The 11,928-nt window shown below is 45.8% G+C and carries 10 protein-coding genes; 4 read left to right on the top strand and 6 right to left on the bottom strand.

Translation table 11 applies throughout. From position 1 onward, the window contains the following. The first annotated feature begins 187 nt into the window (after positions 1-187). A complete protein-coding gene (locus tag E0698_RS06380; protein WP_134911884.1) occupies positions 188-1,081 on the top strand; it encodes an AraC family transcriptional regulator in 894 nt (297 codons plus the stop codon). A 226-nt stretch (positions 1,082-1,307) separates the two neighbouring features. Beyond that, a complete protein-coding gene (locus tag E0698_RS06375; protein WP_192511063.1) occupies positions 1,308-3,611 on the top strand; it encodes a GDYXXLXY domain-containing protein in 2,304 nt (767 codons plus the stop codon). A 224-nt stretch (positions 3,612-3,835) separates the two neighbouring features. On the opposite strand, the gene mmuM is transcribed toward E0698_RS06375, so the two are convergent. From mmuM to rlmN, 4 genes are all read right to left on the bottom strand, one after another. Continuing rightward, the gene (gene mmuM / locus E0698_RS06370; protein ID WP_192510984.1) at positions 3,836-4,783 is read right to left on the bottom strand and encodes a homocysteine S-methyltransferase; all 948 of its coding nucleotides are present in this window, start codon (positions 4,781-4,783) and stop codon (positions 3,836-3,838) included. Between the two features lie 255 nt (positions 4,784-5,038). Continuing rightward, positions 5,039-5,971, bottom strand: a complete 933-nt coding sequence (locus E0698_RS06365) for a dihydroorotate dehydrogenase (protein ID WP_192510983.1) — start codon at positions 5,969-5,971, stop codon at positions 5,039-5,041. Next, positions 5,952-6,653: a dihydroorotate dehydrogenase electron transfer subunit gene (locus E0698_RS06360; protein WP_192510982.1), complete on the bottom strand. Its 702-nt coding sequence runs from the start codon at positions 6,651-6,653 to the stop codon at positions 5,952-5,954. The genes E0698_RS06365 and E0698_RS06360 overlap by 20 nt, the downstream gene beginning before the upstream one ends. A 157-nt stretch (positions 6,654-6,810) precedes the next feature. Beyond that, positions 6,811-7,908 carry a 23S rRNA (adenine(2503)-C(2))-methyltransferase RlmN gene (rlmN, locus tag E0698_RS06355; RefSeq protein ID WP_192510981.1) on the bottom strand — a complete coding sequence of 366 codons (1,098 nt, stop codon included), beginning with the start codon at positions 7,906-7,908 and terminating at the stop codon, positions 6,811-6,813. Positions 7,909-8,190: 282 nt separating this feature from the next. On the opposite strand from rlmN, the gene E0698_RS06350 reads away from it, so the two are divergent. Next, a complete protein-coding gene (locus E0698_RS06350; protein WP_192510980.1) occupies positions 8,191-9,060 on the top strand; it encodes an AraC family transcriptional regulator in 870 nt (289 codons plus the stop codon). Between the two features lie 239 nt (positions 9,061-9,299). Here the strand turns inward: E0698_RS06350 and E0698_RS06345 are convergent, their stop codons facing one another. Both E0698_RS06345 and E0698_RS06340 read right to left on the bottom strand, forming a co-directional pair. Further along, a complete protein-coding gene (locus tag E0698_RS06345) occupies positions 9,300-9,746 on the bottom strand; it encodes an AbrB/MazE/SpoVT family DNA-binding domain-containing protein (protein ID WP_192510979.1) in 447 nt (148 codons plus the stop codon). Positions 9,747-9,748: 2 nt separating this feature from the next. After that, complete coding sequence (locus E0698_RS06340; RefSeq protein ID WP_192510978.1) at positions 9,749-10,225, bottom strand: AbrB/MazE/SpoVT family DNA-binding domain-containing protein; 477 nt, start codon at positions 10,223-10,225, stop codon at positions 9,749-9,751. Positions 10,226-10,401: 176 nt separating this feature from the next. Between E0698_RS06340 and E0698_RS06335 the strand changes: the two genes are divergently transcribed. Beyond that, the gene (locus tag E0698_RS06335; protein WP_192510977.1) at positions 10,402-11,799 is read left to right on the top strand and encodes a helix-turn-helix domain-containing protein; all 1,398 of its coding nucleotides are present in this window, start codon (positions 10,402-10,404) and stop codon (positions 11,797-11,799) included. Positions 11,800-11,928 lie beyond the last annotated feature (129 nt).

The following is an 11,928-nucleotide window of genomic DNA, read 5'->3' as shown; positions in this document are numbered from 1 at the left end:
GCGTCTATGCCAATTTGTGATTTACTTTCCTCAGCATGTGATCAAATTGACAAAAAAACAGCACCCTCCGGAAATGGTTTTGATTTTATAACCCCAAATTCCAATGAATTAACTTGTAATTATCCATTCCTTTATATACAATAAAATCAAAATCCCCTTATCTCCACCAAAGGAGAGGTGACATGTTGTGAAAAGAGTAAAGAACGAAGATCACTTCGACATCGTGGAAGACCATTATTTCACAGCTACTGAACTGGAAAAATCCAGCGCGATATGGCCAGTCAGGCTCGGTATGGATATTTCCAAGACCAGCTGTCATGTCGGCCCCAAGGCTGTGCCTTATTTCTATTTAATTTTTGTGCTTGACGGTCAGGCTGAGTTTATTTATAAGCAAAAGAAATATCATGTGCAGAAGTCTGACCTATTCTGCTTCTTCCCACATCTTGCACATGAATACTACACGGATCAGGAGAACCCGTTACAAAAGGTATGGATTGCTTTTGAGGGACCCAAATCTCTTGCTTTACTGGAGCGAATCGGGATTAAACCCTGTACGCCTTTTTTGGCCAATGCAGTAAGCGAAGAAGTCATTGGACTCATCTCGAATTTGTTTTCCATTGTAAATGACAGCAGCAGACGTGACAGCGATCTCGCGCGTCTTATTACACTGCACCAGATTTTCGAGGAGCTGTCCCGCAACACATCGGATACAATGCGCAACTATGTATGCTCTGACTATTGGCTACAACAGGGGAAAGATTACATTGATATGCACTATTGTGACCGCATTACGATTGAACAGATTGCCGAGCATGTAGGCGTGGATCGCGCGCATTTTTCACGCAAATTCCATTCCACCTTCCTGATTTCCCCCGCCAAGTATTTGCAAAACCTCAAGATCGATGAGGCCAAAAGATTGCTGGAGCAAACGACTTACAATTTGTCGATCATTGCCCAGTCCATCGGCTACACGGATATGTCCACTTTTTCCAAGGCATTCAAGAAAACGGCTGGAATTCCGCCGCGTGAGCATCGGTTCCGGCATCAAGCCCGGCAAGAGTTCCGTACCGCCAACGCTTAATGCACAGTACCGTATGGCGTAGGTTCCATCACTCTTTACCACCCTGTTATTTAGCATAAAAAGGATAGCACGAGTACGCTGGCATGGAGTTCAGTAGCGATACAGGAGAACAACCCTCTACGGTGGCTCTCCTTTTTTTTATGACCTGATCCTAATTCCTACTTGGTTCTCAGACCTTTCAACGTTATAATAGGCATCAAACCAACAGGAAAGGTACGTGAAACGAATGCTGCGATTCAATGCGATACGTACGGGCTATCTGCTGGGCATCTCACTGGTACTGGCCGCGATTATTTATTTTTTCGCCTCCAATTGGGGTGGACTGGATCGGACGGTCAAAATTGTGCTGGCTGCTGCGCTTATCGTTCTGTTCTATGGCTTGTCCTTTGTATTTGCACGTATACGCGCTATTCCCGGTCAGCAAGTCTTACTGTCGAATATATTTCTGGTGGCTGGCTGTATAGCCTTTGGCATTTCCGTGGCGTTGCTCGGTCAAATATACAATTCCCACGCGGACAGTTACGGGTTGTTCTTGATTTGGTCGGTTCCGGCTCTGCTGTTAAGCTGGATTACCCGCTACAATCCTTTTTATATGCTGTCTTATGTGCTGATTCATCTCGCCTTGTGGCTCTACTTTTACCCTACGATGCAAAGCGTGCCTTACAGCGAACTGGAATCGTTGTCCATTGCCGGAGTGTTCGCACTGGTCAATCTGATGTTGTTTCTATTGACGTTCCTCCCTCGTCTAAACTCTGGACCGCTGAAATATATGAGCTTTATCGTTTTCCATATTGCCGTGCTGACGATGACTAACTCTTTTGCATTGGATGGATATGGTCTCGTTATGAACATACCCTGTATCGCTGTAATCGCTATTGGATTTTATGTGTTTATCAAGGTCCGACTGAGTAAAACGCTGCTCACCTTGAATGCATTGGCGGCCTCCGCTTTTGCTGTCTTTAAATTTATCGAGTTGGCAGAAGCGTACTCTTCATCGCTGTTCTTTGTCTTTGGGTTGATTTTTGTGACGCTGCTGTTGACGGGTAATGTATGGTTTTTCCGTTATTTGAATCGTTTGGGGAAAACACCGCCGGAAGCTGGGGAAATATCCAACGAGAACAAAGGGGATATCGCAAAATCCGATACGGAGACAACGGGCATCAGTACATCAAAGACTGAGACAACCGTTCCCGAAGAACGTAGCAGTGAATGGATCAGCAAAACCGTATCCCGTGTGATCAAAGTGGTTGGAGTGCTGATTGGAAGTATATCCCTGATCGGACTGATTAACATTAGCACGAATGTAAACCACACCGAATATGTACTGTTGGGTGTGTCGTTGCTGCTTATGATTTCGATGATTGTCATTCCGGAATCCAAGCTGGATTCTGTAATACGTTATACCCTGTTGACGATCAGTTTTATTACAGGCTGGGTAGCCATTTTATGGTCAGATATGACGTTGCTTTCGGTATTATTTCTGATCGTTTCCATCGCCGGATGGTTTCGTTCCAAAGGGAAAAGGCAACTCTTTTTCACCTATACCTTTGTAAACCTGAATTTGGCGACCATTCTATTTCAGCAGTTTCAGGAGTGGGATTCTTGGAACTGGTCCTTTGAGTACATTATCCTTTCTCTTTTCTTGGTCAATGCTGTGCTGAATGCAGCAAGTTATTTTATACCCAAGACGGCATCGCGGAAACACCTTCGGGATAGCTCCTTATTTTTCAGCCTGCTGTTTATGTTGTGGGCGACCTTTTTCGAGGATGTCATTCCACACTCTTATGTGCTGATTAACATTCTATATTTCGTTATCGTTACAGGCATGGTCTTTGCTTTCATCCGACTAAAACAAAGATCGGAGGCCATCACAAGCGTAGCGTTCTGGTTTATTTTTATTGGCTTCAAGTACTATGATTTGTTGTGGACGCTACTGTATAAGTCCTTTACGCTGGCACTGCTGGGTGTCATTGCACTCGGAATTACGTGGTGGGCAGATCGGCGGATGGCCCATAGCGGCAAGACAGCGTTTGATGCTGACCACCGCAGCTTTAGCTTTATGCGCTTAAGCCCGCTCCTGATCGCCGTAGTCATCGTACTACAGCTCGGTGTGATCGGCTATCAGACCGTGAGAAGTGAAACCCTGCTTGCCACAGGCGCTTCCATCAAGCTCAAACTAGCCCCTGTAGACCCTCGCTCTCTGTTACAAGGCGATTATGTCATGCTGAATTACGATATCTCTACCCCTTTTTCGCAGGACAATTGGAATCAGGGCAAGGTTAAAGTCGTTCTCACGCCGGGTAGCCAAGGAGTATATATCGCTGATCGACTGTACCAGGATGGTGAAAAGCTTGCCAATCATGAGGTCATTCTGAACGGGCAATGGGATGGTTCGCGTATTCAGTACGGTATTGAGAATTATTTCATCCCTGAGGGAACCGGTCGTAATGTTGAACAGAACGCTCATTATGCCTATATTCGGGTAAGTCAGAACGGGGATGCGTTGCTGGAACGGCTGTCAGACAGCTAACCGGAGATCGTCGAGCTTATCGTACTATCGTGCCAGGTGGGGTGCTGTCCTGCTGTTGTACGTCACTCCTGCATGATGCGAAGACCAAGTCGTCATTACAAAAAACAGGCTGAACCAAGCCCCTCCATTGCTGGAGAGCCACTTGGTTCAGCCTGTTTACTTTTACAGTACAGTCGAAGGACGTCCCTTATGAATTGCCTTCTTCATCCTTCGTTCAGCCCCGCCTATGCGTCTCTCGACCAATTCGCAATCCCTTGGATATCCTCCGGCTGAGTCCGGCAACAACCGCCAATCAGACGGGCTCCTGCTTCATACCATTGGCGAGCACTCTGCCCGAACGTCTCTGTACAACTCGTACCGTGCCATGTCTTGGTAACCGGGTCATATTCCTCTCCCAGATTGGGATACACCACCACAGGCTTATCCGTATAACTGCGCATTTCGTGGATGAGCGATGGAATGTACTGCGGCAAAGTACAATTAATACCTACAGCAGCCACTTGCTCATGTTCATCCAGCCATTCGGCGCACGCGGCGGCAGACTCCCCATTGCTGATGTGCTGCCCATCCTTTGCACTAAAGCTGATCCAGGCATACGTGCCGGGAAATTCCTTTAGCAATCGCGCGATAGCCTTGGCTTCGACCAGACATGGTATTGTTTCACAGGCCAAAATGTCCGCGCCTGCCTCAATGAGAGCCTTCATTCGCGGTCGGTGAAACTCGACAAGCTGTTCCTCGCTCAGCGTATAATCACCGCGATATTCTGAGCCATCCGCCAAAAACGCGCCGTAGGGGCCAACGGAGGCCGCGACTAGCGGCTTGGGGCGATGCTGTTGTTTTGCACCGGCCGTAATATCTGCCCAAAATTCATCCCGTGCCTGTACGGCAATCCGTACTGAGGACTGAATCAACTCCAACGCTTCATTTTCGCTTAAACCCCGTTTGACGTAGCCTTCAAAGGTAGCCTGATAGCTCGCAGTGATCGCGCAGTCTGCACCCGCTTCAAAATAGTCTCTATGCACACGCTTGATAGACTCCGGGTGCTCATGGAGTATTTTAGCCGACCATAAGCTGTCGTTCAGATCATGCCCGTGACGCTCCAGCTCCGTAGCCATTGCGCCATCGAGCACGATCAGCGGAAATTCGTCCAGTATATATTGTATCGGATTCATAGGTTCCTCCTGCTTGTTTCCTCTATTTAACCCACTGATTAAGTTGGAATTAATTCTTTATATTATAGCCTCTATCTGAAATAAAACAATATGCTGAACAAGGAAGAACTAATTCTCCATTTCGTTCATTTTGAATAAGTGAGATATTGCTCACTAGATACACATGGATGTTTCGGTAAAATAAACATAAAACCCCCTTGTCTTGAACAGACAGGGAGGTTCTATGTACTTTCATTATGAAAATGAGGAAGTATTTTATACGATTCCCCGTATCTCATCCAGCGTCTGCACCTTTTCCCGCTGCATCCATTGTTCAAGACCGTAGACCAGCTCGGCCCCTGCGTGCAAGTGGACAAAATTGTACGTTCCCACCTGAATCGCAGCCGCTCCTGCCATCGTAAATTCGATAATATCCTCCACCGAGCTGATGCCCCCCATCCCGATCACCGGAATGGATACTGCCTGCGCCACCTGATGAACCATGCGCAAGGCAATCGGCTTGATCGCCGGGCCAGAAAGACCTGCATACGTATTCGTAAAAACACTGCGTCGCCGACGTATATCAATTTTCATCGCAGAAAATGTATTGATCAGCGAGACACCGTCTGCGCCTTCTTCCTCGCACATGACCGCCATCTGCGTAATATTCTCTGCATTTGGGGACAGCTTCACGACCAGCGGAAGCGCCGTTACATTGCGCACCTGCCGTACCACGTCCCGCGCCACCTCCGTCTGGATGCCAAATTGCATTCCGCCCTGCTTTACGTTGGGACAGGAAATGTTCAGCTCTAGCATATCAACGCCTCTGCGATTCATCGTGCGCCGTTTTTGCGCATTTTCCGTAATCATGGCTACGGCCTGAACGTACTCCTCCAGATTGGAGCCACCCACGTTAGCAATTACAGCCGTATTCCAGCGCGTCATGTCATCCAGCTCATCCTTCAAAAAGGCCGACACACCCGGATTTTCCAGTCCCACACTATTGAGCATACCGGATGCTGTTTCATGTATGCGTGATCCGGTATTGCCAGCCTTCGGATGAAGGGTTAATCCCTTGCCGACGATGCCGCCCAACAGTTCAGGAGAGTAAAATTCCGCATACTCACGTCCGAACCCAAATGTACCGGATGCCATGATGATCGGGTTCTTGAACGGGACGCCCGCAATATTACACGCCATGGAGATCATCAAAATCCACCTCCTCTATCGGGAATACAGGCCCTTCCTTACACACCCTCTTATTACCTCCACGGGTATGCATGGTGCAGCCCAAACACGCGCCAATACCACAGGCCATGTGTCTTTCTGTTGATATATATAAACGGGACGGCGAGCCTGCTGCTTTCACCGCAAGTGCTTGTAGCATCGGAGTCGGCCCACAGGAAAACAGATTCACATAGAGATGGGGATCGACCTTCTCGACGATGCTCCCCCCTACACGAACGTGTACAGAGGCTGCCACAGCATCAAAAGCTTCCACCCCAAAGGCTTGCTGCGCAAACCCCAGATAAACATGTGCATGCGGATAATGCTTTGCAGCCAGCAGCAAGGGAGCCGTGCCCATACCACCGCCGATTAAGGCCAAGCTACCTTCTACCTGAGGAAAGCCATTGCCGAAAGGCCCTTCCAACTGAACCTCCTGCCCCGGCTGCAACCGGGAAAACAAACTTGTCCCTTCTCCCACAACCCGATATAAAAAGGAAATGTCCTCTTCCCCGATATCGTAAATGCTAATAGGTCTAGGTAGCAATGGGTACCCGGTTCTGGTACGCAGCATGTAAAACTGGCCCATTTCCCCTTTAAAGGTTCCCTCTATTTTCATCACATAAATGCCCGGAACGAGCGCCACATTCGAAATTACGTTAGCCATATAACCCCTCCACTAACCACTCACTATAACGTAAAAACAGCCATGATTACGTGACTATTTTCACATTTATAGGCTGAGTTAGGTTTGAGTGCTTTTCTTTCTCCTCCATAATCCAGGCATAAAAAAGCGTACTCCTGTTAAAGAGTACGCTTCTGTATTAACTAATCGCCTCGCGTTCCGGATTGCGACTACCTTTTGCATCCTTGCGGATTTGCTTGCTGCGCAACTGTCCGCAAGCCGCGTCAATGTCGACTCCATGCTCCAGCCGAACACTACAGCTAATGCCTTGTTTTTTCAGAACATCATAGAAGCCCGTAATCGACTCCGACTCACTCCGCTGGTATTGGCTATGCTCATCTACGGGATTGTATGGAATCAGGTTTACATTTGCCAAATTGCGACGGTGGCCCACCAACTCAGCCAACTCCAGCGCATGTTCCTTGGTATCATTAACATCCTTCAGCAAAATATACTCCAGCGTAATCCGACGATTTGTTTTATCCAGATAGTAATCAATCGCCTCCATCAGCTTCTCAATGGGAATCGCCCGATTGATCTTCATGATGCGGGTGCGAGTCTCATTATTCGGCGCATGAAGGGAAATCGCCAGATTGACATGCAGATCGGAATCGGCAAATTCAATAATTTTATCGGCAAGTCCGCTCGTAGAAACCGTAATATGTCGCGGACCAATCGCAAGCCCTTTATGATCCTTAATGACTCGGATAAAGTCGGACAGGTTCACGAAGTTATCAAACGGCTCACCAATCCCCATCACGACGACGTGACTGACCTGGTCGCCCGGACGTTCCTGATCCAGATACAACTGCACCTTCATAATCTGCTCGACGATTTCACCGCTGGACAGGTCACGGCTCTTCTTCAACAGCCCGCTCGCGCAAAAGCTGCACCCGATGTTACAGCCCACCTGCGTTGTCACACATACAGACAGCCCAAACTTGTGCCGCATCAATACTGTTTCAATCAGATTTCCATCCTGGAGACGGAACAAGAATTTGACCGTCCCATCCGCCGACTGCTGCTTTACGTGTTCTTCCAATGTTTCAATCGGAAAATGTTCTGCCAACAGGCGGGTACAATTTTCATGAATCTCCGTCATCGCAGCAAAATCAGTAATTCGTTTCCGGTACAGTGCGTCCCATACCTGCAACGCCCGGGATTTCTTATGTCCACGCTCGATGAGCCATGCTGTCAACTGATCTAGTGTTAATCCATAAATGGATTCTTTTTTCATGTTCGATCCTCTTTTCAAAACGTTAAAATTCGTCTCAGCCATCATTGCATCATAGCATGTTTAAGCAGTCTTCGCTATTTAAACGCTTCTTTCATTGTCCCAAATTTTAATTATGAACACAAGGGGGCAGGCGAAATGTATCCTCTAAAATTTCAGTATGAAATTCCGACTTGAAACAGAGTATCCGTCCCATTAAACTAGGCGACAGAGCCTGTTCAACAAGAGCACGCAAAGACAGGATTACGGACACCGCTAATGATATGATTACAACCAAGGAAGGTGATGCGGTTGGAATGGTTACTTCGGATCAAGAACGCACTGGATCTGATGGAAGAAAGAATGCAGCAGCCGCTGGATATCGACGAAATTGCAAAGGCAGCCTATTCGTCTCCTTTTCATTTTCAACGTATGTTTCATATGCTTACCGGCGTCACGGTAGCCGAATATGTACGTAAACGTCGATTGACCTTGGCTGCACAGGAATTGAGTCTTTCTACCACCAAAGTCTTGGATGTAGCGTTCAAATACGGATATGATTCCCCCGAATCTTTTTCTAAAGCGTTCCGTAAGGTACACGGTATATCTCCCTCTGAGGCCAGAAGCCCTGGGGTGAACCTGAAAGCCTTTCCACGCATTACCTTCCATCTATCGTTGAAGGGAGATCAGGATATGGATTATAAAATCGTAGAGAAAGCGGCCTTTACGGTCATTGGCAAGTCCATCCAAGTCACAACGAAAGACGGTGAAAATTTCCGGGAAATCCCGAAATTCTGGGACGAGCTGAACGCGGATGGTACATCGGATCGGATTCAAGCCTTGGGAACAAGCGAGGATATCCTCGGTATTTGTTTGGATTTCAAGCATGGGGAAGAGAAATTCACGTACCTGATTGCCGCAGAGGGCACCGAAGACGTAGCCGCTTCCAACGGATTGGATGCCAGAACGATTCCGGCTGCAACCTGGGCCGTGTTTACATCCATCGGCCCTTTGCCTCATACGATTCAAAAGGTATGGCAAAGAATTTTTCAGGAATGGTTCCCGGCCAGCAATTATGAGCATTCAGGCGGCCCGGAGCTGGAGGTATATATGATGGGGGACTCGCGGGCTGAGGACTACCGATGCGAGGTATGGATTCCGGTTATGAAAAAGTAAACCCATAACAAAGCTGATAAACATCTATAAGCAAGTGCGAGACAAAAAAACCACCAGGAATAGGTTCGAGAGCCTAGCTATCCGGTGGTTTTTCATACTGTATGAAATTCTCGACGTGTCTGCTACGCAAGCAGGCATTTTTTTGTTGTATACGATTGCTCGGAAAATGATCGAAAATGGATCTCCGGTCAGCTCATGGGCATCCAGGCTTTGTCCAAAATCCTAACGATATCTTATACCTACAATAACTTTTTGAGTTGAGATATACGGCCTTGCGAAACGCCAATCCATTTGGCGTATTCGCTTTGCTTGGCATTGGGATGTTCACACATCAATTCCCTTAGTTTTTCGATCAAGCTTTGTGTCGGCTGATACGTTCGTTTTTCTCTTTGTCTTGGCTCCTTAATCTTGGGCACTGGTATTGTACTAATGCCTATATTCCCCTTCAATTCAGTTATGCAGTTCGTACATAAAAGCTTGCCCTTGAAATAGGTTAGATGTTCAATTGAGCCACACAGCTTACAAGAAGTGCCGACATACTTTTGCAGACCAAAGAAGCTCCCTTCATCATCCACAAGAAATTCAACAGCATCACCAACCTCCAAGTTCATGGTTACGCGCATTTCTTTGGGGATAACGATCCGAAATAACGTATCTAGAGAGCGTATCATACCTGTATTTTTCAATGCTAACCTCTCCTTTTGAGTATGGAAGAATTGATGCCCGGATTGGACTTAATCTCTTTCTCATTATTTTTGTTCTGTGTAATTGTTTGACAAAGATTCCTTAAACGAGCTATTGGTATGCGTAACATATCAGAATATTCCTGTTGTGTCGCATCAGGGTACTTTTCTAGCAAAACCAAAAGTAGTTGGGTCATCACCTCTTTTGGTTGTTGATTCTGTTTATCCTTTTGAGTAGCTATCATTTGACTTTTACATTCATTGCATATGAGAGAATTTTTAAAGGTGCTTAATACTTCGGTTGATTGGCAAAATTTACAGGCTTGGCCGATGTATTTACCTAGTGATATTGTGCTCGCTTCTGCATCCATAAAAATTTCCACTGAATCGCCTGGTCTAATATCAACCGTATATAGTATTTCTTTAGGCATTCCGAATCGTCCTAGCGAGTCTACCTTTCTTGTCATTGCTATATTTCTCATTGACACAACTCCTATTACCAAGATAAAAAGCAATAAAATAGAAGCATTTATTATTATTCCATAAGATGGTACAATTAAGGAAAGGTAAAACCTTTATTATATTATAAGATTTCCAATTAAATTTTTTATAAAAATGAGCATCATATTATAGTTCAAGTTGGAAGGGTGGTTTATTCATGGAAATCACACCTAAGATAAGAGCAGAAATTCAAACATATCTGAAAGAAAAAGGCTTGAGTAAGACTCAATTTGGGCACATCGCAGGCTTGAATCCTGGCACGATAAGTGGCATTGTGACAAGCAACCGTTCTATTTCCGTTTACCAATTGGATCTCATTACTGCGGGCATGAATTTACCACCGGATCATTTTTATGAACGGTATGTTGAAGAGTGCATTGTAGATGAACCGATTAACTGGCGAAGAATTCGCCCCTTCCTGTACCGATGCGTGCAGTTTCATCGGCTGGATTGTTTGCAGCGAGTGGTAAGTGTTTTAATGGATAATTTAGGATATCTTTCCAACATTTTTGAATTGGCCGAAGCTTCTTTCCAAAAAGGGTATCTGGACGCAGCCGCTTACCTGTATGAAAATGTAGCCGAGAGTGAAAAGCAGCAGCATTCGGAACGACTAGCCTTGTCCCATTATCGGTTGTTTCAGATTGCGGTAGGAAAGGACCAAAATCTTAACTTGAATGCAGCGAATAAATTTGAGACGTTTGTCCATCGCTTACATGAAATTGAACAACTGGACGCCTTAAAAGATTTAGCAAACGTGTATAGATCATTAAGCCTGTGGGACAAGGTTTATGAATTCGCATATCAAATGGGTCAATTAGGACAAATTCAATATGACTTGGTTCATAACTCCAAGCGAGAAGGGAGAGAGCCTCAAAAAAGTCCAAGTAAGCCGCTGTTTACCTACATAGCTTATTCTAAGCTGCTGTGTGCTAATGCTTGCGATGCAAAAGGAGATCATGAACAAGCATTAGAACACATTCGCGGTTATGCTGATCTGAGTTGGGCAAAGGAGAATGACCCTGATTCACTTTATTGGAAAAATCAATATCAGCAATGGGCGAAACTCAATACGTACGTAAACAGACTTATGTCTGGAGATGTTAGTGTCCTGCCGGATTACGTGGAGTACATGGCCGGAGAACAAGAGATTTTTGCCGAACTACTAAACGTTATTGAAGCGGCCAACCAATACAATATAGATGTGGACCATATTCTACAGCGTTTTGAGCCCCAAATTGCAGCTTATGAGGAAGTATCCTCTACGGGCACATACTCACAACAATTTCTACCGCTACAGTATGCACGTTTTTGGTACAAAATGGCTAAGTACAACCTAAATAAAGGTAGATATTCATATGGTTTCAAATGTTTAATAGACGCTTTAGAAAAAGCTGGTACAATAAATCATGTACTACTTATTGCCAATTGTGCAGGCTTATTTGACTGCTTCAGGGCATATGCGGCTCCTGAAATATTGGCTCAGTACCATTTTATTTACCAGGAGGTGTGGGCAAGAAATGAAAAAAAGGATGGCTTTAATCTTATTGACAGCTAGCTTCTTGCTGGTGTGCGTAGCACCAGCTCATAATTCAGATTTGGGAATATTCAAACCGCAAGATCACGTTGGTGGAATGTGATCCAAAACTAATTCTTTACTATTGACCAGCTTTTACGGCTGGTCTTT

It is taken from the genome of Paenibacillus sp. 23TSA30-6 (assembly GCF_014858585.1).
Taxonomy (GTDB): domain Bacteria; phylum Bacillota; class Bacilli; order Paenibacillales; family Paenibacillaceae; genus Paenibacillus.
The sequence above is the reverse complement of the archived record's forward strand: the minus strand, read 5'-3'. Positions and strand labels throughout refer to the sequence as shown.

Bases quoted from the DNA above. Each gene is read 5' to 3' on its own strand.
- E0698_RS06375 (WP_192511063.1), top strand. From the start codon at position 1,308: ATGCTGCGATTCAATGCGATACGTACGGGCTATCTGCTGGGCATCTCA.
- mmuM (WP_192510984.1), bottom strand. From the start codon at position 4,783: ATGAATCCGATACAATATATACTGGACGAATTTCCGCTGATCGTGCTC.
- E0698_RS06365 (WP_192510983.1), bottom strand. From the start codon at position 5,971: ATGATCTCCATGGCGTGTAATATTGCGGGCGTCCCGTTCAAGAACCCG.
- E0698_RS06360 (WP_192510982.1), bottom strand. From the start codon at position 6,653: ATGGCTAACGTAATTTCGAATGTGGCGCTCGTTCCGGGCATTTATGTG.
- rlmN (WP_192510981.1), bottom strand. From the start codon at position 7,908: ATGAAAAAAGAATCCATTTATGGATTAACACTAGATCAGTTGACAGCA.
- E0698_RS06350 (WP_192510980.1), top strand. From the start codon at position 8,191: ATGCGGTTGGAATGGTTACTTCGGATCAAGAACGCACTGGATCTGATG.
- E0698_RS06340 (WP_192510978.1), bottom strand. From the start codon at position 10,225: ATGAGAAATATAGCAATGACAAGAAAGGTAGACTCGCTAGGACGATTC.
- E0698_RS06335 (WP_192510977.1), top strand. From the start codon at position 10,402: ATGGAAATCACACCTAAGATAAGAGCAGAAATTCAAACATATCTGAAA.